Raw genomic sequence first — 22,115 nt, 5'->3', positions numbered from 1 at the left:
CACGCCCCCCGGCGCATAAACCCATCAATATTCAGGGGACGGATTAGGCGTAGGCGATGAAAACCGGTTCAAGATATTGGATGGCATTTGAGCGGTCTGCCCTTTTGCGGGTCAGGCAAAAGGTCACAAGGCCGTTATTCGCCGTCGAGCGGCTCCACGCCCTGCGGTTTGCCGGCGCGGTCGAGGCGGATCTTTTCGATGCGGTTTTCGGCGGCCGAAAGCAGCTTTTCGCAATGTTTCTTCAGGGCTTCGCCACGCTCGTAAATGGCGATGGATTCGTCCAGCGCCACATCGCCGCGTTCCAGACGGGCCACGATGCTTTCGAGTTCGGCGACAGCCTTCTCGAAGGAATAGGTGCTGACATCGTTGATCTCGACCTGGTCCGACATTTTAGCCCTTCATCAATCTGCTGATATGCAGGCCCGCCGATTCGGCCAGCCCTTCCAGATCATAACCACCTTCAAGCAGGCTGACGACCCGGTTGCCGGCATATTTGCCGGCGATCTCCATCAGCCGCCCCGTCGCCCAGTCGAAATCGTTGCCGACAAGGTTGATCTGCGCCAGCGGATCACGGTGGTGCGCATCGAAACCGGCCGAGATCAAAAGAAAATCGGGGCGAAAGTTTTCGAGTGCCGGCAGCACGCGGGATTTGAAGGCCTCGCGAAAATGTTCGCTGCCGTCATTGGTGGCAAGTGGCGCGTTGACGATGTTGTTCTTCGTGCCGGTTTCGTCGCGGGCACCGGTAAACGGGTAAAGCGGCATCTGGTGGGTGGAGCAGAACAGGATGGACGGATCGTCCCAAAAAATGTCCTGAGTACCGTTGCCGTGATGCACGTCCCAATCGACGATGGCGACCCGTTCGGCACCGTAAACCTTTTGCGCATGGCGGGCGGCGATCGCCACGTTGTTGAACAGGCAGAAGCCCATGGCCTTGGATTTTTCGGCATGGTGGCCGGGCGGACGGGCGGCGACAAAGGCATTGTCGACCTTGCCGGTCATCACATCATCGACGGCGGCCATTGCACCGCCGATGCCGGTCAATGCTGCCTGAAGGCTTTTGGGGCTGAGATAGGTGTCGGATTCCAGCTGGAAAATCGCGCCGTCTTCCTCCGGCACCTGCCGCATGACGGAGAAGAGATGGTCTTCCGGATGCGCCAGCAGCACCGCGTCCTCATTGGCCTGCGGCGCCGGTTTCCGGTCGAGATCGGCAAAATACGGGTGTTCGAGCGCAATCGCCAGCGAGCGCAGCCGGTCGGCGCGCTCCGGGTGTCCGGGCGGGGTGTTGTGCTCTAGAAAGATCTCGTGTTCGTAAAGGCGCGTGGTCATGGCGGGCCTCATTCTCCTTGGTGCCCGGTGATGGGCAATCGCCAAATGGCGCGGGGGCAGGCGCTTTTCAAGCTTGGGAAAATACCCCGTCCTATTTGGGAGGCAAGGGTGCTAAGGCCTCCCAACAATCTCCTCCTCAAGGGGGAGATCGGCGGGAGGCGTGACCTAAACCCCAATCACGCGCGTTGCGGCAACAACGGATACCCCACCATCACGGCGCGGCCGGCAAAGGCTGCAATCAGCGCCTTCAGCACATCACCCGGAACGAAGGCGAGCGTGCCCATGAAGGCGGCAGGCAGGCCGAGGCCGGTGACGAAGGCAAGCCACAGCACGCCGCAGAGATGGCAGGCGAACACACCGCCGGCCACGGCCGCGACGAAGAAATACGAGCCCTGCACGAGGCCGGTCTGGCGTGCCGTCACAAGACGCTCGGACATATAACCGGTGACGAAAGCGGCAACGATATAACCATAAAGATAACCGGAGGGCGGCGCCATGAACACGCCGAGGCCACCGCGACCACCCGAAAGCACCGGCAGGCCGATGGCGGCGAGCAGCATGAACAGTGCGACCGTCAGCGTGCCGCGTTTTGCACCCAGAACCACGCCAGCCAGCATGACGCCGAGCGACTGCGCATGCACCGGCACCGGAATGAAGCCGAGATTGACGGGCGGGATCAGGCCCAGCGCGACAATGATGGCGGCAAACAGGGCGACAAGAACGAGGTCTCTGGTACTCATGGCGGTAGATATCCCTAAAAACGTGGGGGCAAATTGCTAGCGAATGCCGCGCGCGTCAATGGCGGCGGCGATTTCATCGGCATTCTTCAGTGTGTGGATCATCAGCGGCACGATCAGCGTCACCGGCCGCACCTTCAACCCACGCGCCCGGTGTGCGTCGCGGATGGAGCGATACCGCAACGCCACTTCCGGCACGAAGCGGATGACGAGACCGACGGAAAGCCCGATATCGGCGGCCCGCACCAGTCCGATCCGCTCGAACGGCATGGCCGCCCAGGTGATCGTGTCGATGAATGCGCCGATCGTGGTGGTGGCGGTGATCGCCGCCGCCGCCAGCATCAGTGCGGTCAGGCGAAACAGGATGACAAGCGCCTCGACCGGCGGCTGAAACAGGAGGGCAAACAGCGTGACGGCGGCAATGGTGATGAAGGCGGGTCGCAGGCGGACAAGGCCGGTGCTCCAACCGATGCCGGTGGAGGCATAAGCAAGCGCGGCGACAAAGGCCGCAACGCCCAGAACCACCGGATTGTTGGCCATGAACAGCAACAGGCTGAACGCGGTCAGTCCGCCCAGTTTTGCCTTGGTCGGCAGCCGGTGCAGCAGGCTTTGTCCGTCAAGGTAAAGCGTGTTCATGCGCCGGCCAGCGTTCTGTATTGGGCGATCACATCATTCGGTTTTCCGTCGCCGATCAGTTTGCCGCCTGAAAACAGCAGCACCCGATCAAAGCCTTCGACCAGCGCCAGATCATGGCTGATGACGATCAGGTTTTCGTCCATTCCCGCCATGGTGCGTTCCACCAGATTGCGGTTTTTCAGGTCCAGCTGGTTGGTCGGTTCATCGAGAATGAGGATTTTGGGTTCGGTCACCAGAACCGAGGCAAAGGCGGAAAGCTGCAATTCTCCGCCGGACAGTTCGTGCGTGCGGCGATCGGCCAGATGCGGAATGCCGAACCGGGCAAGCACGGCCGAAACGGCCGCCTCAATCTCTGCGGCGGAAAGCTTTTTTCGCTTCAGCCCGAGCGCGATATCTTCCTTCAATATCGGCAGGATGATCTGGTTCTGCGGGTTCTGAAAAATGAAACCGGCTTCGGCGCGAACCGCTTCCGCGTCCTTCACCGTATCGAAACCGTTGACGACAACTTTTCCCGAAGACGGTATCACCAGTCCCTTGATCAGCCGCGCAAACGTCGTCTTGCCGGAACCGTTCAGCCCAATCACGCCGATACGCCGCTCGGTGAGCGTCACGGTCAGCGGTTCGAGCGCGGTGCGGCCCTCGTAGCGCACGCTGGCCTCTTCGAAATGGATGTCCAAGCCGGTCCCTCAATTCTGTCCGGCTCTATAAACTCTATCGGGATTGAGGGGAATGCGGAACGAAAAAAGAACATTGCAACCGGCGCGGCAAAAACATAGTCTCTTTTCCATGGCTATACTGATCTCGAATGAACAGGCACGGCGCATTTTTCTGGAGCGGCAGGGCCTGTGCGCCGCGCCCAACCGGGCACTCGACAAGGCGGGGCTATTGTCCCTGATCCAGGCGATCGGCTTCGTGCAGGTGGACAGTATCGCCACCGTCGAACGCGCCCATCACATGATCCTGTTTTCGCGCAACCAGACTTATCGGCGCGATCATCTGACCACGCTGCTGGAAAAGGATGGCGCGCTTTTCGAGCACTGGACGCATGATGCCTCCATTCTGCCGTCCGAATTTTTTCGCTACTGGAAACACCGCTTTCGCCGTCGCGAACCGTATCTGGCCGAACGCTGGAAAAAATGGCAGGGCGAAAACTACGATTCCGCCTTCGAGGACACGTTTCGGCATATCGAGGAAAACGGCGCGATCATGTCGCGTGACATGAAGGCCGAGGATCACAAATCCGGCGGCTGGTGGAACTGGCATCCCAACAAGACGGCGCTCGAATATTACTGGCATATCGGCAAGCTCTCGATCGCCGGCCGCCGCAATTTTCAAAAGATCTACGACCTCACCGAACGCGTGCTGCCGTTGCATCACCACGAACCGGAAGTGACGGAAGAGGTGTTTCTGGACTGGGCCTGCCGCAGTGCGCTGACACGTCTGGGGTTTGCCACATCCGGTGAAATCGCCGCCTTCTGGGATCTGGTAACGCCGCTTGAGGCAAAGCTCTGGGTCGAAACCCATCGCGACGAATTGGTTGAAATCCTCATCAGTCCCGCAAATGGCGGCCGCCCTCGCCCATCCTTCGCTTTCGCCGGTTTTCCTGAAAATCTCGGCGACATTACCGAGCCGCCCAACCGTATCCGTGTTCTCAGCCCTTTCGATCCGCTTTTGCGGGATCGTGACAGGGCCGAGCGGTTATTCAACTTCAACTATCGTATCGAAATCTTTGTACCCGAGCCTAAGCGCATCTACGGCTATTACGTGTTTCCGCTGATGGAAGGCGACCGCATGATCGGCCGTATCGACATGAAGGCCGACCGCAAGGCCGGTACGCTGGATGTCAAACGCCTGTGGCTGGAACCGGGCGTGCGCGCGTCAGCGGGACGTCTGGAAAGGCTGGAAGCGGAACTGGTGCGCATGGCGCGGTTCGCTGGTGTGGAGAGCGTGCGGTTTCTGGATGGATGGCGCGGGGAGTAATCACCGCCGGGCTTACAAACCCGCCGCCTTGCGCAGTTCGGCCGCCATGGTGGCGCGCCAGTCCTTGCCGCCGGCCTTGTATTTCTCCAGCACATCGGGATCGAGCCGCAGCGTAACCGCCACCTTTGGCGCCTCGACACGTGGGCGGCCACGGGCGGCAATCTCTTTTTCCATTTTGGCGGCAAGCTCGGGAAAGACTTCGCGGAAGGGGCGCATGTTCGCCAGTTCTTCCTTGGTCAGCGGCGGAGAATCGACGGCGTCCCATTCTTCCTTGGTGTAGCCACGACCGGGCTGAAATTCCTTGAGCGTCTTTCGCTTCAATGTCATCCGATCACATCCCTTTCGTCCCGTCTGGCCGGCCGCATGGAAATGACCGAGATCGCTTCCGAACCGAGCGCCAGAAATATTACGACGATGGTTCCATCCTTGAGGCGACCGACGGCTTTCGATCGGCCTTCTTTCGCCGGGCTGGTGACAGCCAGAATGAAAAATTCAAGATCAAGATCGGCGAAGTCCAAGCCGTGTTTAAGAAGGTTGAGTTGCCGCTTCCGCTCGTCCCAGACAATCCGCATTATTCGTACACGAAAAATCGCCCCCCAGCAACGAGCAACGATCTCTCATGTCCGCGTGCTCCGCAATCCTGCGGATCAAGGGGTCATTTCACTTTGGTCTTCTTGGCTTGAGGCCGGCGCATCGCGTCGAGCGAACGAAAGAACTCCGGCGGCAGCACTTCGCGGGCAGGGCGCATGCGGGCCAATTCCTCGTCGGTCAGTTCGGGGCTGTCGACGGCATCCCAATCTGCCTTCTTGTAGCCGCGACCCGGTTGAAATTCCTTCAGTGTCGGATGTCTGTCCTTCATGGCAGGCGTTTCCTTTCCTTCGGGCTGGCGTAGTGGAGACCGAAAACGAAAAATCGCCGCCCCACAAAGAGCGACGATCCATCATGTCCAGCACTGCAGCAATCCTCAAAACCGAGGGTAAACTCAGTCCAGCCGTCCGGTCTGCCCGCGATCGCGCAAGTAATGGTCGGCGATCGCGCAGGCGACCATGGCCTCGCCGATCGGCACGGCGCGAATGCCGACGCACGGATCGTGGCGACCCTTGGTGCGCACGTCGACATTCTTGCCGTCGGCATCGATCGACTGGCGTTCGGTCAGGATCGAGGAGGTCGGCTTGATGGCGAAACGCGCCACCAGCGGCTGGCCGGTCGAAATGCCGCCGAGAATGCCACCCGCGTGGTTGGAAAGGAAAAGCGGCTCGCCGTCATTGCCCATGCGCATCTGGTCGGCGTTTTCCTCGCCGGTCAGTTCGGCTGAGGCAAAACCGTCGCCGATCTCGACGCCCTTGACGGCGTTGATCGACATCAGCAGCGAGGCGATATCCTGATCAAGCTTGGCATAGATCGGGGCGCCAAGACCCGCCGGCACACCTTCGGCCACCACTTCGACCACCGCGCCGATCGAGGAGCCTGCCTTGCGGATGCCGTCGAGATAGTCCTCCCACACAGGCACCATCTCCGGGTCGGGGCAGAAGAACGGGTTTTCGTTCACCTGTGCCCAGTCCCAGTTGGCGCGGTTGATTTTATGCTTGCCGATCTGCACCAACGCGCCGCGCACGATCACACCCGGCACGACCAGACGGGCAATGCCGCCGGCCGCCACACGCGCCGCCGTTTCGCGGGCCGAGGAACGGCCACCGCCGCGATAGTCGCGGATTCCGTATTTAGTGTCATAGGTATAATCGGCGTGTCCCGGACGATACTGGCGGGCGATCTCGCCGTAATCCTTGGAGCGCTGGTCGGTGTTTTCGATCAGCATGGAAATCGGCGTGCCGGTCGAGATCATCGTCTCGCCGTCGGCATCGAACATCACGCCAGAAAGCACTTTTACCTCGTCGGCCTCGCGCCGCTGCGTCACGAAACGCGACTGGCCGGGCTTGCGCTTGTCCAGCCACTGCTGCAGGTCGGCCAGCGTGAAGCGCAGGCCGGGAGGGCAGCCGTCGACGACGCAGCCGAGCGCGGGCCCGTGGCTTTCGCCCCAGGTGGTGACACGGAAAAGATGACCGAAGGAATTATGCGACATGGGACCCCGCTAAAGCGCGGGATCCGTTCCCGCAGAAAAGCGGGTTTGTCTTAGTGTAAAACCACTGCCGGGGGAAAGCCTTTTATGCCGCCGTGCCGTTCGCCTGTTTGTCGACCAAGTTCCAGCCGCGTGCCGCTGCCTCGTTGAAGGCGTCGAAGGGCAGGGGGCGGGCGAAGGCATAACCCTGCAACAGGTCGCAGCCCAGTTCGCGCAGCATGGCGGCATGGGCCATGCTTTCCACGCCTTCCGCCACCGTTTCCACGCCGAGCGAGCGGGCGATATCGATGATCGAGCGCACCAGCGTGCGTTCCTGCGGCGAGTTGAGGATCGGCATGACCAGTTGGCGGTCGATCTTCAGGCGTTTCGGCTTCAGCTTCAAAAGGCTGACGATGGACGTGTGACCAGTGCCGAAATCATCGATCTCGATATCGATGCCGAGAGCCTTGATACGTTCGAGGTTGGAGGTCGCCGCATCCTCGCTTTCGTCGAGGAAGATCGATTCCACCAGCTCGAAGGAAATCTGGCCGGGCGTGATGGCGAGCGTCTTCAGCGTATCGATCAGCGCATCGTCATGCAGGCGCCTGGACGATACGTTGACGGAAACCTTTGGCACGTCGAGACCAAGTGCCGCCCAGCGCATCTTGTCCTTCAGCACGCTCTGCAACACGATCTGGTCAAGCGTGGCGGTGACATTCAACTCGTCGGCGATTTTCAGGAACCGGTCGGGTGCCAGAATGCCGTGCTGGGGGTGTTTCCAGCGCACCAGGGCCTCGGCACCGGTCAGCTTCATGGTGCGGGCATCGAATTGCGGCTGGTACCAGGCGACGAACTCGTCGTTTTCGATGCCGGCCAGAACCTCGTCGGCGGTGCGCTTGTGGCTGATGATTTCCGCCTGCAGGTTCTGGGTGAAGAACTCGAAGCGGTTCCGCCCTTGAGCCTTGGCGCGGTAAAGCGCGATGTCGGCATTCACCAGCATGCGCCTTGCATCGATATTGCGGCCGGTCGCCTGAGCGATGCCGATCGAAACGCCGAAACGGCAGGAAAAGCCCTCGAATTCCACCGGCTGGCGGATTTCGGCGATAATGCGGTTGGACAGCGCTGCCGTATGCGCGGTGCTGCAATCGTCCTTGACCAGAATGACGAATTCGTCGCCGCCGATACGGGCGACAAGATCACCGGGATTGACGCTGCGCAGGAGAATGCGGGCGGTATGCACCAGCATGGCGTCACCGGCGGCATGGCCGAGCGTATCGTTGATCTGCTTGAAACGGTCGAGATCGAGATGCAGGATCGACAGCTTCTGCCGTTCGCTCTCGCTTGCACGCGACAGTTCGTCGAGTGCGAGATCGAGGCTGCGGCGGTTGGCGAGCATGGTCAAAGGGTCGTGCAGCGAATTGTGCTCGATCCTGTTCTTGGCCATCTGCAATTCGATATTTTTCGCATCCGCTTCCTGCTTGGCTGCGCGCAGCTGCTCGGTCAGGATGGCGTCGTCGGTCACGTCGAAGGCAAGGCCGATCACCTTGCGGCGGCCATCGCGGCCGATATGAAGTTTGCCGACCGAGCGCACATAACGGATGCTGCCATCCGGTTGTGGCACGCGCACGACCAGCGGCTCATCGCTACCCTTGCCGAAATGCGCGGAAATGCGGCGTGCCTCGGCGCGGTCTTCGGGATGGATGGTTTCGATCCACTGTTCGGCGGTCACGTTGCGTTCGGAATAGGGCAGGCCGTGCAACTGATAAAGCCGCGCATCCCAATGTTCGATACGGCTGTCGGGCAGGGATTCCCAGATGCCGCAACGGTAGGATTCGAGCGCCATGCCCAGCTTGGCTGTCAGCTCTTCCAGCTGCTGTTCGCGGCTGTAAAGCTCGTCCAGAGCCAGTTCCAGCTCGGCATTCTTGATGTCGCTGTCTTCCTTGGCGGCACGCAGCGACTGGTTCAACGTCATGTCGGCGGAGACATCCCAGACGATGCCGGCCACACGCTGGCTTCCATCCGGGTTGCGGTAGGCGGCACCGGCCGAACGCAGATGGCGCAGACTGCCATCGGCCGTCATGACGCGGTAGTTGACGGAGGAGGCAACATTGACGCAGGCGCAGGCGAAGAAATAGGCTTCCACCGACGGCCGGTCTTCCGGGTGGATGGCGGCCAGCCATTCCTCAAGTCGGTTGTCGCCGTCGCTTGCCGTTGCGCCATGCAGGCTGGAGGCGCGGGCATCCCAGAACATCTCGTCGGTAAATTCCCACACGCCCATGCTGGAAGCTTCCATCGCCAGCGCAAACCGCTGCGACAGCTGCATCAGCGTGCCTTCGCGCAGGCGAAGTGCTGCAATATTGCGGTTGCGCTCGCCGATCAGCAGGCTGGCGATGAAGACCGGGATGATCATCGCAAGCCCGGCCAGCAGCAATTGCAGCCGGAACGCGGCCTGATTGTCGGGAATGCCGTTCCAGCCCGCCTTCGGCATGGCCTGCAATTCCCACTGCCCATCGGCAACATCGATCGTGTGGGAGAGCGGCTCATCCATAGACGTGCCGAAGAAGGTGGCATTGTCGGGCCGGGTCACATCCCTGATCGCCACTTTCAGCCAGCTGAGATCGATCATCGGCTTGGCATCGGGCTTGCGCGGCAGAAGCGAAATGCCGGCACTGTCGAACAGGTAGAGCTTGTCGATGACAACGGCGATGGCGCCCCACTTGCCATCGGCCCCACCCGGATTGGCGACCGGCATCAGGAGAACGACGGCGCGCGAGCGATCGCTGGTCAGAACGACCGGCTTTTCGATATCCCTATAGGCGCGGATTGCTTCGGCCAGTGTCGCCGTGCCATTGCCGCGCAGCACGACATTGCCTGCCACCTGTTCGGAAGAGCGGATGAAGACGCGGTCGAGTTCGAAATCCGGCGCCGTGACGATACCGGCAAAATGTTCATTGCGGTCGAGATACCGCGCGGCATCGGCGCGGAAGAGATCGGCATTGGCGCCCTTGTCGGTAACGAAGGCATGCGCCAGATTGTCGGTCGTATCGAGATCGGTTTGCAGGCGCGCTGCCATGCGCACGCCCAGAAGCGTCGAGACGCGCTCGGTCGTATGGCGCAGCTGCTCGCGAAAATTCGATGTGTTGCGATAATCGACAGCAATGCCGACGATGATCACGGCACCGGTAATGGCCAGCGCCGCAGCCAGTGCCGCGCGCCTGCTCATCAGTTTGCTGCCGAAATGGCGATGTGCCGAAACGCGAGCCACCAAGCTTTATTCACCCTTACGCACTACCCGGATCCTGGCTTGACCATATTCGCGCAAGGTTAATCTAGGATTGAAGAATATAGCCTGATTGCCGGTCGTGATATGTTGTGGATCGTGATGCGTGGGGGCTTGCCAGGATTTCGGCGGAAACCCTTGAATCACAGTTAATTTTCCAGTCATCATTAAGTCTAAAAATGTCACGATCCCGAGCAAATTCCGCCACAATCAGGAGGCTATCTGTGTACAAGTCAAAGTCACCGAACCGCTCCCTTAGGGCTCACACAATGCGCATCCTCATCGCCGCACTTCTGGCAACGGCCAGCATCCTCTCTCCCATCAACGGCTGGGCGCAGAGTGTCGATGTGGAAGCGACCATCAAGACGGTGGATGTGAGCAAGCTTTCCCTGACGCTGGATGACGGTAAGACCTACAAGGTGCCGGAGGAATTCAACTTCGATGGCCTGACGGCCGGCGTCAAGGTCGTGGTGTTCTACACCGTCGTTGACGGCAACCGCGTGGTCGACGATCTGGAAATCGTGCAGTAAAGCCATCGCGGTTTTCTGACGTTCTGCACGGGCCCCAAACCGAACCGGTTGTGGGGCCTTTCTGTCTCTTGGCTGCGGTGGTGGTTATCAACCCGGTTTCGTCTTGCTGTCGATCGCCAGGGCATGGTCCAGTGCCTTGCGGCCGTTGCCGCCAAGCCAGTCGCGCAAGGACCGCATTTCGGGATTGAGCCGCCGCAGGGAAAAGAGATCGGCATGCTGCGAAAGCGGTCCGTCCTCCATGCTTTTCGCCATCTCTGCCAGATCCGTATTGGCGGCAAGACTATCGTCGGTGAAGCGTGAATAGGTAATCGGCCGTCCGGCGGCTTCGGTAAAATCGGCACCCATCTGATCGCCTGTCAATGTGTCGCTGGCAATCTTCAGTACCGTGCCCGCAAAGCCGGATCTGTCGGCAAAAATGGCGGCAACAAATTTGCCGATATCCTCAACGGCGATCAGTTGCATCTTCTGATCCGGCCGCACCAGCGAAATCAGCCTGCCTTCCTCCAGCCCAAACCCTGGCCGCACCAGCATGTCCATAAAAATCATCGGTCGGACGATGGTGGCTGTAAGCGGCAATGTTCGGATATGCGCCTCGATCCGCGGCTTGGCATCGAAACGCGGCACGCCGGTCAGCTTGTCCCCGGCGCTTGCGCCGGACGAATAAACGAAATGTTCTATCCCGGCATCCGCCGCCATGTCGGCCATGGACATTCCATGGCGTACCTCATCCTCAGTGCTGAGATTGGCAGGCATGACGCTGAAGACGCCATGGGCACCTTCCATGGCCGAGCGGATGATGCCGCTATCCCCGAGTGATGCCCGCACCAGTTCGGCTCCGGCATCCGCGAGATCAGCAGCAGCCGTTGCGTCTGCATCACGCACGATGGCGCGCACGGGCCACTGCGCTTTCATCAATGCGGCTGCCACCGATCCGCCCTGCCGGCCGGTGGCGCCAAAAACGAGAATGGGACGTTTGTCATTCGGCATCGAAAAACCCTCATGTTGGAACGAGGGTTCTCCATATATACTGCCTGAAAACCGACGGAAGACGGCACATTTTTCAGCCTCAGGCACAAGGATGATACGCTTGAACCGGCCAACCGATCAGAGCCCGCAGGTCGCGCATCAAAAGGGCCGGGATTTCACGCCCTATCCCGACAACGGTATTTGCGCGCGACTGGGTGACAAATGGACGGTGCTGGTGATCTGGCAGCTGTCACGGGCGCCAACGGGCAGATTGCGTTTTTCCGCGCTGAAGAATGGCCTTGATGGCATTACCCAGCGCATGCTGACCCTGACGCTGCGCAATCTGGAGCGCGACGGTCTCGTGCTGCGCCATTATTTTCCGGAGGTGCCGCCGCGTGTCGAATACGAACTGACCGACATGGGGGCGGGCATCATCAAGGCGCTGGAGGGGGTCAATGTCTGGGTCAGGGACAATCTGGCCGACGTGGAAAAATCCCGCCGCGCTTATGATGGACGCACTTAACAACGGGCGTAGGCAGGGCGCATCCTCATGGCCGCAGGTCTGTGCTGCAATCGGTCAGCGGCGTCTTTTCGGACGGAATGCAGTCGGCAGGCAGATGCGAGCAATATGATGAGATCGGTTGTTGAACACGACGTCTAGCGAAGAAGCCCGTCGACGTCGAATTCTTCCCAGCCTCGCAGTTCCGGTATCGCCTCATCCGGTTCACGGGCCGATTTTTTCGAGGCTTTTTTCGCCTTTTTGAGCGATCGCGTCAGTTTCGCCTGATAGGCGGCCCGGCGTCTTTTTTCCGCCTTCGCCTCGATATCCTCTTCCCGCCATTCATCAACGACACCCCGGTCGAGAAGGTCCTCCACGACCTTGAGGTCGAAGACATGAAAGGTTATGCGCCGGGCCCGGCCGTTCAGCCTGACTGTCCTCGTCCCCGCGCTGGGTAGTCGCCCATCTTCGAGCCATCGATGACGCTCGCTGGTCTTGATCGTCAGGATATCCTCGATTTCGCGGGGAATGACGGGCAATGTTTCAGCCTCCGCCATCGTCCTGGAGATGATGGCGACCGCCGCGGAGAAGGTGGCCTTTTCGCCGGCAGGCATCGCAAGTATGAGGTCGCTGCCTTCAAGGACGACCGACTTTTTCGAGGTTGCCGGAAGCCTTGCCTGGATTTCCTGCAAAATCCCCTTTGCGCGAACGGACGATCCCAAGGTGGCCGTTGGCGACAGCGTCCAGGTTTTGAGCAATTCGATATCGGTTTTGGCGATCTTCGGCATTGCGCTCAGATGGGGTTTGCCGGCCTTGAGGTCAACAATATCATTGGCAGGCGAGGCGGGCGATGCCGATGGGACTATGGTTTTCCGATGTGGATTTGCGCGAAGTGCGGTCATGATACCCACGCGTTGTGTGGGCCACCAAAGTCGCATTTTCTGCCAATAACGGTAGTGTATAGACTATCGATCTCGAAGCAATCGAGACCCTGCCCAAATAATGAGTGAAATCACGAGAAGAGGTAGATACACGATGGCGTAGATATAGGCCGGGTACCAGGCGATAATTTCTTGTGCCTCGCATGCCGATGGAGAGCAGTTGGCTATGCCATACAGCAGCAGAACAACGAAAACTCCAGTTGCTATCAGCAAAATTATTCCGAAGAACTTCAACATTCCGATGCCTGCAAATTCAGCGGTGATTATGAACGCGATGTAAGCAGATTTCCTGCGAGATAAAAGGCCCGCATCAAGCATTGCGTTTGTCTCACTGAGCCACGTGTGATGACGGTAATGCGCCAGAAACGTCATGCTCGAGCGGGTGATGACGATCGCTTTAGCCCTTTTCGCGCTATGTTCCAGCGCTACCAACTCGTCGGTTAGTCGCCGGAAACGGAAGAGCGACCGAATGATGGTTCATACTGCTCCAAAAGTTGAGAAACTTGTTCGAGGTTCTGCTGGAAAGTCGAGTTCGCCGTTCTGTCTTTTTCCGGGTTCCCGCTCCATACGTGGAATTCGTAAATACCGGGTGGGTTTCTCACAAACGACCACCAGGCGTGACCGACGGATGCGATGCGCTGCTCAGGGGCAATTGAGTCGTCGCGTATTTCGGCAATCAACCCTTCAATGAAGCGGGCTGAGCCATCTCGCGCCTGATGTAAGGTCTGCCATATGGCGATGAGGTTCTGGTCAAGTTGGTTTGCGGTCGTGCCGAAATTCATCACCTGCTCCAAGGAGTACCTTCGATCAGTATCATCGTTTGGTAGCTGGCAATACGAGACTTGACCCTTGGACGGTGAAGCAATCTATGAACCTCTTGGATGTAGAAACGCTCGGCAACACGCGGCCGGCGTGGGGCCGCAACTCACCTTTAGAAGGTTATGGACATGCTCCATCGATGCAGCAAATGCGACTCGGACATGGAGGAGGGCTTTTTGCTCGAAAAAGGAGACAGCGGCGTCTTGTCCCCTCAGGCCTGGGTTACCGGAAAACCGGAGAAGAGCTTTTTTTCCGGCGTGAGCATCAAGGGCAAGCAAATGTATGACGTAAAGACGTTTCGATGTAATGCATGCGGTTACCTCGAGTCATACGCATTAGGTGTTCAATAGGTCCCCGCCTTAAGCCAATAACGGGTTTGGACGAGCCGCCTTATGCACCGCCCCAACATCGATAGGGTAGGTAGTGAGCGCTTCGCGCCGGAAGCGGGCTTTGCGAGAGCCTGACAATCAAATGCCCAAGCCAGTCCGGTCTTGAAGTGAGTATTTAAAATGAAGTGGCTAAGGTGGATAATGTCGAAAGCTGGAACTGGGACGTCGCTCCCAACTCTTGCTGACGATAGAGGCTGGTGGGTTGTTGAGAGCCTGAAGATCAATAACAGAAGCCAGGAGCAGTTTCGCGTTTTCGAGGCAACCAGTGGCAGAACAGAAGAGGAAGCCGTTCTGCATGCAAATACTTCTGACGAACTGCTCGATGCCCAATTGATGGGTTCAGCAATTCGGCGAGGAGAGATTGTCGATCATTTCGAGTGGCAGCCGGTTAGTGACCTGATAAAACGCCTCTCCATAAAACGGGTCACTACCGAAGAAGAAATTTCTTCCTTGGACCCTATGCTTCTCGACATGTTGCGGGAGCATGAGTTTTTCCTGTCGGACATCGAGGAAAATTCTGCAACCGTCATTGGGGGCGGCACTTACCAGGTTTTATGAAACTGAATACAGCGACCATTCGATAGGTCGTCGGGGGGAGCTAAACTGCATGCGGCCGGTCTCCGTATTCTGCTTCGCGCCGGGAAGTGGTCACTACCTTGCCTGTCTGTCCTTTTCCGGTCAGTTTCCGAAAGACGACGTGAGGAAATATGCATAGCGATCTGATCGAGGAGCTTCAGGCTCTGACAGAAAGGCTTTGGGCCAGGGCAGGCCTTGGCGACTGCGTGCAGATCGCCAGAGAGCGTCACGACGATGGTTCTCCGCATATCGAAGTCGTGGCTGGTCGCTACGACATTGTGGTGAGGGAAAGAGGACGTGAGCTTCAGCGAATAGCGGGACTTTCCCTTTCCGACACGGCGAGATGGTTCTTGTTCGGTATGGCCGTGGCGCACGCTCAATCGGCAGAGCTGGGAAGTAGAAGCGCCCCCAAAAATGCTCCTGCGCTTGCCTCCGGCATCCAGGACGATGGCTATTCTCGTTGGAACTGGATGGCACCAACAGTCGACACAATGAGCCGAATCTCGTCTGATCTCGGTGACTGGACGCTTCAGGAATTCCGGAGGGTACTAAGCCGCACTCCGCTTGCAGAGCACGAAAAACGGAATGCGCGATATCCGTTGCTGCCAGCGCCCGAATGACTTTATTGGGCCGTCGCAAGACGGAACGGCCCATCGGTGGAGTGGCTACCAGCCAGGGGCCGAAAGCTGCTTGCGGCAATACCTTCAGATGGACTGATCGAAGGCATCTGCCTCACTTTGAGTAGCGAAGGTGAATGTGACGAGTTCACTGTCATCCTCCTGTCGGATACCAATTGCGGTCACGATCAAGCGGGCGATCTCGTCCTGCGCTTCGCTTCCCGACCGGGATGACTTCACCGCTTTTTCGATCGCCCCTGCAAAGACTTCGCTGATGACACCGAGGCGCATATTGTGTTTCATGATGATATCCCGGTCCTCGATGATCGCTGCCTGTTCAGCTTTCGGGATTGCGGCATTGTCCATCGCGCTGATCGTGGCATTCGTCGCGAGCTTGATCGGACCTTCTTCAAGCCACCGGTTCACCATCTGATTGAACTGACGCATACGCGCAGCGGGGATTGTTTTCTGGACAGTGATCGACATCTTCGTTCCTTTGTAGGCTTGCATGCACACCGATACGCGCTCCCTGTGTAGGGACCGGCTATCGCAATCATCAAGAACTTGCGCGAGCAGGGTGTATGAGGTCGAGCAACGAGCTTCAATCTATTTGTGTGAAAGGTCGGCTCGCGGAGAAAGGCGGTCAGGTGTAAAAACGACAATGTCGGGCGGCAATCGCCCTCATTTCAATCGACTGCACTTTCAATATCCCGAAAGATTGAAGCCCATTTATCATCATCGATTTCCATGCCGACAAGGTTGCGCAGCAGGAATGCGCCTTCCGCCGCCAGATAGGCAACGCGCTGCTTGCGGCTAGACAGATCATCCGCTTCCAGATCGTTGAGGCGAACCCGATACCAGTCTTTCATCACCGTGCTCGCGTTGCCTGTACTGGCCAGAATAGCCAGCAAAGCAGATACGGTCCTTCCAGCGGATTCATTTTCAGTTTGAGTTGCACGAAGGTGTGCTTTCAGCCGCGAGATGGGCCGGACATCGGTGCCAAGAAAGGTCTGATAGTGCTCGGCCTCACGCTTCATCGAACGGGAAAGCAGCGCTTCGATCAGTGCTTCGCGTGAGCCGAATGCCGTCTGCACACTTGCCTTCGAAAGGGACGCGGCATCCGCGAGTGCCCCAAAGGACAGTGCAGCAGCACCATCCCGGGCAACAATATGCTCGGCAAAATCCAGAAGCTTCTCCCGGTCGATCGATCGCGGCCTAACCATGCATGACCTCTTGCAATTGTTTTAATACGACCGTATGTAAATGAGTGTTGGCAGGCAGCAAGGCTTGCATTCGCAGTGGATCAAAAGAAATGTGTCTCTCCCCAGTAGCTCGCCGGATCACCTATGTAATCCTCTTCGAAGCGTTTGCGATCGCCCTCGCAACAGTTCTACTTACTGCGTTGAGCGGCGGCAACGCGCATGGCTCGCTTCCGGTCGCAGCCGCCAGCTCTCTCGCTGCTGTTATATGGAACTTCATATACAACACACTATTCGAACGCTGGGAGCAGGCCCGCAATATCCAGACCCGGACATTTGCTCTGCGGATAGCGCACACGATTGGCTTTGAGGGCGGATTGGTTGCCATCCTCATCCCGCTATTCATGTGGTGGTATGAAGTCGGGCCGATCGATGCGCTGAAGATGGAAGTCGCCTTGCTTGTGTTCTTCCTGGTGTTCACTTTCGTATTTACCTGGGCCTTCGACCGATTGGTGCCCATCACGCACAGGAACTGACTTCTGAACTGCAGGCCGTGGAAAACACCGGCTCGATCATGTCTGCTGACCGCTTTGTGCCGACAGCAGACTTCGACGGCTTTGCGCCAAAAGCGGTCATCCGCATTTCTCAGTGGGGATGCCGCAGCTGTTGACCTCTGGCATCATCTTCTGATGTGTTGTTACCTCGACTGTCTAATGGCGACCCGCTCCAAGAGCAGCCCGTAGGCAAGCTTGCTTCGCTCGAATGCCTCGAGCCTAAAAAACTCGTCTGGAGCATGAAGGTTTTCATCGGCGTGAGCGAAACCGAACATCGTCGCGTGCACGCCCGTCGCCTGCTTCAACGTCGTCATGACGGAGATCGAACCGCCCAACCTCGTGCGATAGGGCGCTTTGCCATATATCTCTTCCAGCACCTCTGCGGCGATCTCGGTGGATTCATGTCCCTTCGGGACAAGAAACGGCTCACCCCAACTACTGGTACGTTTAACTTCGGCAACGAGACCGACCGGGCAATGTGTCTCTACATGACGCCGGATTTTATCAAGGATTTCACCGGGCTCCTGTGCAGCCACAAGGCGACATGTCAGCTTTGCTTTCGCCTCAGCGGGAAGAACGGTCTTTCCTCCATCGCCTTGCCAGCCGGAGGTGAGGCCATTCACATCGATCGTCGGCCGCGCCCATAGCCGCTCGCGTGTGCTGTACCCGGGCTCTCCGGCAGTATCTCGGGCACCTGTCTCGGCGAGGTAACCACTCTCATCGTAAGGGATGCGCGCGATCTCGGTGCGATCGTCTTCCGACAGTGGAATGACACGCTCATAGAATCCCTCTACGGTCACCAGCCCTTCGGCGGATTTCATGGACGCAAGCAATTGCGCCAGCCCCATAGCGGGGTTCGCAATGCCGCCGCCATGAAGACCAGAATGCTGGTCCGAGACTGGGCCTCGCAGGATGATTTCGAAGGCGACTATGCCTTTAAGAGCTTCAACAAGTTGCGGTTGATCGGGAGCCCACTGCAGTCCATCTGCTGAGAAGATCATGTCACATGCGAACCGATCCGCATGCTGCTGAACAAATTTTGGCATATCGGGCGAGCCGATTTCCTCTTGGCCTTCGAACAGGAACTTGACGTTGACAGGCAGTCGGCCTTCCGTCCTGAGCATGGCTTCGACCGCTAGAATGGGCGCGAGCATATTGCCTTTGTCGTCGGTCGCGCCACGACCGTAGATACGACCGTCTCTTAGCTCAGGTTCAAACGGCGGAGTTGTCCAAAGCTCCAGAGGTTCGGCTGGCTGCACATCGAAATGACCGTAGATCAGCACAGTGGGTTTATCAGCCCCCGCATTCATCCACGAGCCGTAGACGACGGGATGGGCATCGGTCTCAAGGACTTCGACAGAATCGACCCCAGCAACTCGCAGACGATCTGCAACCCAAACTGCGGCACGGCGTACTTCGGGAAGACTATCGGCCTGCGCAGAGACTGAAGGAATTCGGATAAATTCCAAAAGCTCCTCAATCGCCTGCTGTTGCTGTCCATGCAGGTATGCTTGCCACTTCGATGGGTTGTTGAGCATGGGTCAGTCTCCTGTAGCAAATTGCGTTTGGGGCTTTTGACGAGTTGCCCACCAGCAGATCGTTGATCCAATACAGATCATCAACGCCCCCTGCCAGAAGCTCCACGACAAAGAAGTTTGGAGAACAAATGCCGCAAGACCTGCCGCGAGGACAGGGGTGAAGTAGGAGGCACTTGCCAGCACGGAGACATTGCCGTGTAGGATGCCAAAGTTCCACGCGGCATATCCTAGCCCCATCGCCGCGGACGTGATGATCAGCAGGCCGATAGGTACAGAGTCCGCAACGAGCGTGATATCCCGCGTGAACCCGAGCTTGATCCATAAAACAGCAGCAGTCGCGCCGAAGAATAGCACCACTCCATTATGACCGTTTGCGATGCGAGGTGTCACAAGGCAATAGGCTGCCCACACCACCGCGCCGGCGAGTGAAAGTCCAAAACTTAACGGGTTGTCGAACAAGCTCGCGGTGACGTTGGTGATTAAGTTACCCCCGTCTCCGCCAAGCACGGTAGCGATTCCGACCAATGAACATCCAAGCCCCAGATAAATCCATCGGCTGGCGCGCTGTTGCCTGAGCAGAACCGCGCCGATGACCGTGAAAGTCGGCCAAAGGTAGTTGACCATGGCCACTTCCACAGCCTGTTGTGGACTTGTGGAGTAACTGATCGATAAGGCCATGCAAATCTCGTAGGAGACAAAAAGCAAGCCGCCCCAAAGCAGATACGCACGCGGGATGTGCCTCGAACGCTTAACGCCGAACAAAGCGATCAAGATGGCGGTGGCGATCGTGTAGACCAGCGCTGGCCCGCCCGTCGCCCCGAAACTTTGGCTGATACTTTTGAGGAGGCCGACAACCGAACTCCAAAGAACGATCGCTGTGAGCCCTGCAAAGGTTGCTCTAACTTGGTTGGCATTGTTGGCCAAATCTGCATCATTTCATATCGGGCGCGTCGGATCACAAGATTTCCAAATGCGCGCTTTGTTCGTCATGTTTTCGCTAGGCTTGGATGAGCGATGGTTTGTTGCCCGATATACCGGACTTCCCTACCCAGAGAGCGTGCCTTCACTATCTTAGGATTGACGCGACGGATACGATCTATTTTGGCGAAACGTGCATCTTCTATAAAGCGGAGGTGTATGACCGCTTCGGGCCGACTGCCGTCTTCCACTTCGCGCCAACAGCAGTCATTCCGTGCGACGCAGCGCGGAGCTCTCATTATTGGAAAATCTTAGGTTGTAGCATCGACACTGGATCCCAATATTCTATCCGTCTACCACGAGGGAACTATCATGTTGGTTGTAGATTTTGTTCTTGAAGTCATTGGATACACGACTGCGCGGATATTGCTCCCAATCATCTCTCTAGGAAACGTGCGAGTTGAACAGGTTTCATCGAACGAGACGGATTTCAACTGGGCAGGGTTCAAGCGTGGCGAAAACGGTGGCTTTATGTGCCAAGCCCCAATGGCTGGGTGGATCGGATTGATCCCTTGGACAGTTCTTTTCGTTACATTGTTTGCAATCGCATGATCAAAGAAAGTCCGCTTTGGGCCGACTTCCGACTGCCGACTGCCGACTGACGTCTTCCGCTTCGCGCTGAGTTGCCCCCAATTGCGGATATTCAGTCGTGCACCTCAAGGTAATTCCTCTGATGCTTTAGGCGCGATACGTGTAAGCTAGTGATCATCGAAGAGTAGTGAGCTGGCCCATGCCCCGTTTCCTCGCGGTTTACACTATGAAGCAGGAGGATTTCGCATCTTTTCGAAGCCTGCCCAAATCCGAGCAGGACGCCATCGATACACTCGGCGTCAAACAATGGGCGGAGTGGCTGGAAACAAACGCCGCGTATATCGTTGATCATGGCGGCATGGTGGGGAAGACAACACGCATCACCAAAACCGGAATTGCTGACGCTGCAAATCCCATCTGCGGATATCTAGTGGTCGAGGCTGAAACCGCAGAGGCCGCTGCGGCGATTTTCCAGGATCATCCCCATATCACCGTCTTTCCCGGCGATGGCGTGGATATCATGCCGTTGGTGACCTGACTTCATGGGGGCTGCGCCGATAAGGACAATGCCCAGGCGGCGGATGACCGCGCGTGGCCGATTGCGGACTTCCGCTGTGCACCAATTGCAACCGTCGCGAAAATCCACAGAGTACCTATTCTAGTTCGCGCGGCTTACGTCCTTTGAGCGGAAATGCTTAATACCAGGAATGACAGAACCTACGCCCGAACAAATCGAAAAACTCGCTATCGCCTTCGAGCGCTTTACCCGCCGTTTCAAGGTCGCGGAGGCAGCGGCGGTCATGCAAAACGCGCTCAATGCCCTCGACATTCAGGCGCTCCTTTTCATCGATGACCATCCCGAGTGTAACCTCGGGGATGTTGCCCGGCACCTTCAGGTGGCGCTGACGACGATGTCGTCTTCGGCCGACCGGCTGGTACGTCGCGACATGATTGAACGGCATCGGCCAGAGGCGAACCGCAGGTCGGTCGCCCTGACGATCACGAACAAGGGGAGCCAAGCGGTTGCAGGCTATGTCGATGGATATCGAGCCTCCTGCAAAGCAATGCTTCAGGCTCTCGATCCCGTTGACCAAACCGAATTCCTGCGGCTAACCCAGCAGATTTCAGAATACGACGATTGAATATTACGAACTTCGTAGTATGTCTCTGCCATCGAAACGATCAGGGACCCCATCATGATCCAGACATCGCCCATCGCACTCGTCACCGGAGCAAACAAGGGCATCGGCCTCGCCATCGCGCGGCAGCTTGGCACAGCCGGACACACGGTCTGGCTGGGTTGCCGGGACATTTCACGGTGTGAGGTGGCAGCGCGCGAGCTGCGCGACAGGGGGATCGACGCGCATGCCGTGCTGCTCGATGTTACTGACGGTGCGAGCGTTTCCAACGCCGCCAACACCATCGAGAGCGAAGTGGGCCGTCTCGACGTTCTGGTCAACAACGCCGGGCTCATGTTCGGTCCGCCGCCCTCGCTTGCCGAGGAGTCCATCGACGAGATGCAGCGGATGTTCGACACCAACGTATTCGGGGTGATGCGTGTCACTCAAGCCTTCTTGCCATTGCTGCGCAAATCGAAGGCTGCCCGGATCGTGATGATGAGCAGCGGTCTGAGTTCGTTGACGGATGCTCTGGACATGCGCAGCGAAACATGGACTGTCGGTTTCGGCGGATACTGCGCTTCCAAGACTGCGCTGAACATGTTGACCGTCAAGCTCGCGAAGGAGCTGGATCGCTACGGGATCAAGGTGAACGCGGTAGACCCGGGCCTGACATCGACCGACATGACGGGCAACGGACCGGGTCATTCGCCTGAAGAAGGTGCGCGTCCTGCCGTTGCACTTGCAACGACTCACGCATATGGGCCCACGGCAGGGTTCTACGCTTGCGCTCCCTCTGGCGAGCTTGTGCTAAAAAGTTGGTGACACGCGTCCTGCGATGATCA

Annotated in this window: 28 protein-coding genes; 11 read left to right on the top strand and 17 right to left on the bottom strand. The window is 58.0% G+C overall.

What is annotated here, in order from left to right:
• Positions 1 to 134: 134 nt before the first annotated feature.
• The 5 genes from GAO09_RS16320 to GAO09_RS16300 form a co-directional block, all read right to left on the bottom strand.
• On the bottom strand, positions 135 to 389 hold the full coding sequence (locus tag GAO09_RS16320) for an exodeoxyribonuclease VII small subunit (protein ID WP_153355069.1): 255 nt from the start codon (positions 387 to 389) through the stop codon (positions 135 to 137).
• Between the two features lies 1 nt (position 390).
• On the bottom strand, positions 391 to 1,326 hold the full coding sequence (locus GAO09_RS16315) for a histone deacetylase family protein (RefSeq protein WP_153355068.1): 936 nt from the start codon (positions 1,324 to 1,326) through the stop codon (positions 391 to 393).
• A gap of 176 nt (positions 1,327 to 1,502) precedes the next feature.
• Positions 1,503 to 2,066: a biotin transporter BioY gene (locus GAO09_RS16310; protein WP_153355067.1), complete on the bottom strand. Its 564-nt coding sequence runs from the start codon at positions 2,064 to 2,066 to the stop codon at positions 1,503 to 1,505.
• 36 nt (positions 2,067 to 2,102) lie between these two features.
• The gene (locus GAO09_RS16305) at positions 2,103 to 2,699 is read right to left on the bottom strand and encodes a CbiQ family ECF transporter T component (protein ID WP_153355066.1); all 597 of its coding nucleotides are present in this window, start codon (positions 2,697 to 2,699) and stop codon (positions 2,103 to 2,105) included.
• Positions 2,696 to 3,376, bottom strand: coding sequence for an energy-coupling factor ABC transporter ATP-binding protein (locus GAO09_RS16300; RefSeq protein ID WP_153355065.1), 681 nt, complete (start codon positions 3,374 to 3,376; stop codon positions 2,696 to 2,698). The genes GAO09_RS16305 and GAO09_RS16300 overlap by 4 nt, the downstream gene beginning before the upstream one ends.
• A gap of 109 nt (positions 3,377 to 3,485) precedes the next feature.
• On the opposite strand from GAO09_RS16300, the gene GAO09_RS16295 reads away from it, so the two are divergent.
• Positions 3,486 to 4,679 carry a winged helix-turn-helix domain-containing protein gene (locus tag GAO09_RS16295; protein WP_153355064.1) on the top strand — a complete coding sequence of 398 codons (1,194 nt, stop codon included), beginning with the start codon at positions 3,486 to 3,488 and terminating at the stop codon, positions 4,677 to 4,679.
• A 12-nt stretch (positions 4,680 to 4,691) separates the two neighbouring features.
• Here GAO09_RS16295 and GAO09_RS16290 read toward each other — a convergent pair whose 3' ends face one another.
• The 5 genes from GAO09_RS16290 to GAO09_RS16270 form a co-directional block, all read right to left on the bottom strand.
• Complete coding sequence (locus GAO09_RS16290; RefSeq protein ID WP_153355063.1) at positions 4,692 to 5,006, bottom strand: BrnA antitoxin family protein; 315 nt, start codon at positions 5,004 to 5,006, stop codon at positions 4,692 to 4,694.
• The gene (locus GAO09_RS16285; RefSeq protein WP_153355062.1) at positions 5,003 to 5,251 is read right to left on the bottom strand and encodes a BrnT family toxin; all 249 of its coding nucleotides are present in this window, start codon (positions 5,249 to 5,251) and stop codon (positions 5,003 to 5,005) included. Before GAO09_RS16285 ends, GAO09_RS16290 begins: the two co-directional genes overlap by 4 nt.
• 83 nt (positions 5,252 to 5,334) lie before the next feature.
• Complete coding sequence (locus tag GAO09_RS16280) at positions 5,335 to 5,538, bottom strand: hypothetical protein (RefSeq protein ID WP_153355061.1); 204 nt, start codon at positions 5,536 to 5,538, stop codon at positions 5,335 to 5,337.
• A gap of 123 nt (positions 5,539 to 5,661) precedes the next feature.
• Complete coding sequence (aroC, locus tag GAO09_RS16275) at positions 5,662 to 6,759, bottom strand: chorismate synthase (protein ID WP_153355060.1); 1,098 nt, start codon at positions 6,757 to 6,759, stop codon at positions 5,662 to 5,664.
• Between the two features lie 82 nt (positions 6,760 to 6,841).
• Positions 6,842 to 9,958, bottom strand: a complete 3,117-nt coding sequence (locus GAO09_RS16270; protein ID WP_153355059.1) for a bifunctional diguanylate cyclase/phosphodiesterase — start codon at positions 9,956 to 9,958, stop codon at positions 6,842 to 6,844.
• A 326-nt stretch (positions 9,959 to 10,284) separates the two neighbouring features.
• Between GAO09_RS16270 and GAO09_RS16265 the strand changes: the two genes are divergently transcribed.
• Positions 10,285 to 10,545 carry a DUF1344 domain-containing protein gene (locus GAO09_RS16265; RefSeq protein WP_153355058.1) on the top strand — a complete coding sequence of 87 codons (261 nt, stop codon included), beginning with the start codon at positions 10,285 to 10,287 and terminating at the stop codon, positions 10,543 to 10,545.
• Between the two features lie 87 nt (positions 10,546 to 10,632).
• Here GAO09_RS16265 and GAO09_RS16260 read toward each other — a convergent pair whose 3' ends face one another.
• Positions 10,633 to 11,532, bottom strand: coding sequence for an NmrA/HSCARG family protein (locus GAO09_RS16260; protein ID WP_153355057.1), 900 nt, complete (start codon positions 11,530 to 11,532; stop codon positions 10,633 to 10,635).
• Positions 11,533 to 11,623: 91 nt separating this feature from the next.
• Between GAO09_RS16260 and GAO09_RS16255 the strand changes: the two genes are divergently transcribed.
• Positions 11,624 to 12,034 (top strand): winged helix-turn-helix transcriptional regulator, encoded by a 411-nt coding sequence (locus GAO09_RS16255; RefSeq protein WP_153355056.1) that lies wholly within the window; start codon positions 11,624 to 11,626, stop codon positions 12,032 to 12,034.
• Between the two features lie 134 nt (positions 12,035 to 12,168).
• Here GAO09_RS16255 and GAO09_RS16250 read toward each other — a convergent pair whose 3' ends face one another.
• The gene (locus GAO09_RS16250) at positions 12,169 to 12,798 is read right to left on the bottom strand and encodes a hypothetical protein (protein WP_153355223.1); all 630 of its coding nucleotides are present in this window, start codon (positions 12,796 to 12,798) and stop codon (positions 12,169 to 12,171) included.
• Between the two features lie 593 nt (positions 12,799 to 13,391).
• Positions 13,392 to 13,733: a hypothetical protein gene (locus GAO09_RS16245; RefSeq protein ID WP_153355055.1), complete on the bottom strand. Its 342-nt coding sequence runs from the start codon at positions 13,731 to 13,733 to the stop codon at positions 13,392 to 13,394.
• A gap of 159 nt (positions 13,734 to 13,892) precedes the next feature.
• Here GAO09_RS16245 and GAO09_RS30560 point away from each other — a divergent pair, with 159 nt between their 5' ends.
• The 3 genes from GAO09_RS30560 to GAO09_RS16235 all read left to right on the top strand — a co-directional run bounded on the left by GAO09_RS30560 (position 13,893) and on the right by GAO09_RS16235 (position 15,355).
• The gene (locus GAO09_RS30560) at positions 13,893 to 14,120 is read left to right on the top strand and encodes a PF20097 family protein (RefSeq protein WP_420796165.1); all 228 of its coding nucleotides are present in this window, start codon (positions 13,893 to 13,895) and stop codon (positions 14,118 to 14,120) included.
• Positions 14,121 to 14,300: 180 nt separating this feature from the next.
• Positions 14,301 to 14,717: a hypothetical protein gene (locus GAO09_RS16240; protein WP_153355054.1), complete on the top strand. Its 417-nt coding sequence runs from the start codon at positions 14,301 to 14,303 to the stop codon at positions 14,715 to 14,717.
• A 149-nt stretch (positions 14,718 to 14,866) separates the two neighbouring features.
• The gene (locus GAO09_RS16235) at positions 14,867 to 15,355 is read left to right on the top strand and encodes a hypothetical protein (RefSeq protein ID WP_153355053.1); all 489 of its coding nucleotides are present in this window, start codon (positions 14,867 to 14,869) and stop codon (positions 15,353 to 15,355) included.
• 84 nt (positions 15,356 to 15,439) lie between these two features.
• Here GAO09_RS16235 and GAO09_RS16230 read toward each other — a convergent pair whose 3' ends face one another.
• A complete protein-coding gene (locus tag GAO09_RS16230; RefSeq protein WP_209018736.1) occupies positions 15,440 to 15,838 on the bottom strand; it encodes a hypothetical protein in 399 nt (132 codons plus the stop codon).
• Positions 15,839 to 16,038: 200 nt separating this feature from the next.
• The gene (locus GAO09_RS16225; RefSeq protein WP_153355051.1) at positions 16,039 to 16,575 is read right to left on the bottom strand and encodes a TetR/AcrR family transcriptional regulator; all 537 of its coding nucleotides are present in this window, start codon (positions 16,573 to 16,575) and stop codon (positions 16,039 to 16,041) included.
• A 47-nt stretch (positions 16,576 to 16,622) separates the two neighbouring features.
• Between GAO09_RS16225 and GAO09_RS16220 the strand changes: the two genes are divergently transcribed.
• Positions 16,623 to 17,087: a PACE efflux transporter gene (locus GAO09_RS16220; protein ID WP_209018735.1), complete on the top strand. Its 465-nt coding sequence runs from the start codon at positions 16,623 to 16,625 to the stop codon at positions 17,085 to 17,087.
• 161 nt (positions 17,088 to 17,248) lie between these two features.
• Here the strand turns inward: GAO09_RS16220 and GAO09_RS16215 are convergent, their stop codons facing one another.
• Positions 17,249 to 18,643: a dipeptidase gene (locus GAO09_RS16215; protein WP_153355050.1), complete on the bottom strand. Its 1,395-nt coding sequence runs from the start codon at positions 18,641 to 18,643 to the stop codon at positions 17,249 to 17,251.
• 3 nt (positions 18,644 to 18,646) lie between these two features.
• Entirely contained in the window at positions 18,647 to 19,567 is a 921-nt protein-coding gene (gene yddG, locus GAO09_RS16210) for an aromatic amino acid DMT transporter YddG (protein ID WP_153355049.1), read from the bottom strand.
• A 366-nt stretch (positions 19,568 to 19,933) separates the two neighbouring features.
• Here yddG and GAO09_RS16205 point away from each other — a divergent pair, with 366 nt between their 5' ends.
• The 4 genes from GAO09_RS16205 (at position 19,934) to GAO09_RS16190 (ending at position 22,095) form a co-directional block, all read left to right on the top strand.
• Positions 19,934 to 20,173 (top strand): hypothetical protein, encoded by a 240-nt coding sequence (locus GAO09_RS16205; protein ID WP_153355048.1) that lies wholly within the window; start codon positions 19,934 to 19,936, stop codon positions 20,171 to 20,173.
• Positions 20,174 to 20,351: 178 nt separating this feature from the next.
• Entirely contained in the window at positions 20,352 to 20,690 is a 339-nt protein-coding gene (locus GAO09_RS16200) for a hypothetical protein (RefSeq protein ID WP_153355047.1), read from the top strand.
• Positions 20,691 to 20,952: 262 nt separating this feature from the next.
• The gene (locus GAO09_RS16195; protein ID WP_235938216.1) at positions 20,953 to 21,294 is read left to right on the top strand and encodes a MarR family winged helix-turn-helix transcriptional regulator; all 342 of its coding nucleotides are present in this window, start codon (positions 20,953 to 20,955) and stop codon (positions 21,292 to 21,294) included.
• A gap of 54 nt (positions 21,295 to 21,348) precedes the next feature.
• Positions 21,349 to 22,095: an SDR family oxidoreductase gene (locus tag GAO09_RS16190; RefSeq protein WP_153355045.1), complete on the top strand. Its 747-nt coding sequence runs from the start codon at positions 21,349 to 21,351 to the stop codon at positions 22,093 to 22,095.
• Positions 22,096 to 22,115 lie beyond the last annotated feature (20 nt).

Origin of the sequence: Endobacterium cereale (genome assembly GCF_009617585.1) — a bacterium.
GTDB lineage: Bacteria > Pseudomonadota > Alphaproteobacteria > Rhizobiales > Rhizobiaceae > Neorhizobium > Neorhizobium cereale.
The sequence above is the reverse complement of the archived record's forward strand: the minus strand, read 5'-3'. Positions and strand labels throughout refer to the sequence as shown.

Excerpts from the sequence above, each read along its gene's own strand:
- GAO09_RS16320 (WP_153355069.1), bottom strand. The coding sequence starts at position 389 with ATGTCGGACCAGGTCGAGATCAACGATGTCAGCACCTATTCCTTCGAG.
- GAO09_RS16315 (WP_153355068.1), bottom strand. The coding sequence starts at position 1,326 with ATGACCACGCGCCTTTACGAACACGAGATCTTTCTAGAGCACAACACC.
- GAO09_RS16310 (WP_153355067.1), bottom strand. The coding sequence starts at position 2,066 with ATGAGTACCAGAGACCTCGTTCTTGTCGCCCTGTTTGCCGCCATCATT.
- GAO09_RS16305 (WP_153355066.1), bottom strand. The coding sequence starts at position 2,699 with ATGAACACGCTTTACCTTGACGGACAAAGCCTGCTGCACCGGCTGCCG.
- GAO09_RS16295 (WP_153355064.1), top strand. The coding sequence starts at position 3,486 with ATGGCTATACTGATCTCGAATGAACAGGCACGGCGCATTTTTCTGGAG.
- GAO09_RS16290 (WP_153355063.1), bottom strand. The coding sequence starts at position 5,006 with ATGACATTGAAGCGAAAGACGCTCAAGGAATTTCAGCCCGGTCGTGGC.
- GAO09_RS16285 (WP_153355062.1), bottom strand. The coding sequence starts at position 5,251 with ATGCGGATTGTCTGGGACGAGCGGAAGCGGCAACTCAACCTTCTTAAA.
- GAO09_RS16280 (WP_153355061.1), bottom strand. The coding sequence starts at position 5,538 with ATGAAGGACAGACATCCGACACTGAAGGAATTTCAACCGGGTCGCGGC.
- aroC (WP_153355060.1), bottom strand. The coding sequence starts at position 6,759 with ATGTCGCATAATTCCTTCGGTCATCTTTTCCGTGTCACCACCTGGGGC.
- GAO09_RS16270 (WP_153355059.1), bottom strand. The coding sequence starts at position 9,958 with ATGAGCAGGCGCGCGGCACTGGCTGCGGCGCTGGCCATTACCGGTGCC.
- GAO09_RS16265 (WP_153355058.1), top strand. The coding sequence starts at position 10,285 with ATGCGCATCCTCATCGCCGCACTTCTGGCAACGGCCAGCATCCTCTCT.
- GAO09_RS16260 (WP_153355057.1), bottom strand. The coding sequence starts at position 11,532 with ATGCCGAATGACAAACGTCCCATTCTCGTTTTTGGCGCCACCGGCCGG.
- GAO09_RS16255 (WP_153355056.1), top strand. The coding sequence starts at position 11,624 with ATGATACGCTTGAACCGGCCAACCGATCAGAGCCCGCAGGTCGCGCAT.
- GAO09_RS16250 (WP_153355223.1), bottom strand. The coding sequence starts at position 12,798 with ATGCCGAAGATCGCCAAAACCGATATCGAATTGCTCAAAACCTGGACG.
- GAO09_RS16245 (WP_153355055.1), bottom strand. The coding sequence starts at position 13,733 with ATGAATTTCGGCACGACCGCAAACCAACTTGACCAGAACCTCATCGCC.
- GAO09_RS30560 (WP_420796165.1), top strand. The coding sequence starts at position 13,893 with ATGGACATGCTCCATCGATGCAGCAAATGCGACTCGGACATGGAGGAG.
- GAO09_RS16240 (WP_153355054.1), top strand. The coding sequence starts at position 14,301 with ATGTCGAAAGCTGGAACTGGGACGTCGCTCCCAACTCTTGCTGACGAT.
- GAO09_RS16235 (WP_153355053.1), top strand. The coding sequence starts at position 14,867 with ATGCATAGCGATCTGATCGAGGAGCTTCAGGCTCTGACAGAAAGGCTT.
- GAO09_RS16230 (WP_209018736.1), bottom strand. The coding sequence starts at position 15,838 with ATGTCGATCACTGTCCAGAAAACAATCCCCGCTGCGCGTATGCGTCAG.
- GAO09_RS16225 (WP_153355051.1), bottom strand. The coding sequence starts at position 16,575 with ATGGTTAGGCCGCGATCGATCGACCGGGAGAAGCTTCTGGATTTTGCC.
- GAO09_RS16215 (WP_153355050.1), bottom strand. The coding sequence starts at position 18,643 with ATGCTCAACAACCCATCGAAGTGGCAAGCATACCTGCATGGACAGCAA.
- GAO09_RS16205 (WP_153355048.1), top strand. The coding sequence starts at position 19,934 with ATGTTGGTTGTAGATTTTGTTCTTGAAGTCATTGGATACACGACTGCG.
- GAO09_RS16200 (WP_153355047.1), top strand. The coding sequence starts at position 20,352 with ATGCCCCGTTTCCTCGCGGTTTACACTATGAAGCAGGAGGATTTCGCA.
- GAO09_RS16195 (WP_235938216.1), top strand. The coding sequence starts at position 20,953 with ATGCAAAACGCGCTCAATGCCCTCGACATTCAGGCGCTCCTTTTCATC.
- GAO09_RS16190 (WP_153355045.1), top strand. The coding sequence starts at position 21,349 with ATGATCCAGACATCGCCCATCGCACTCGTCACCGGAGCAAACAAGGGC.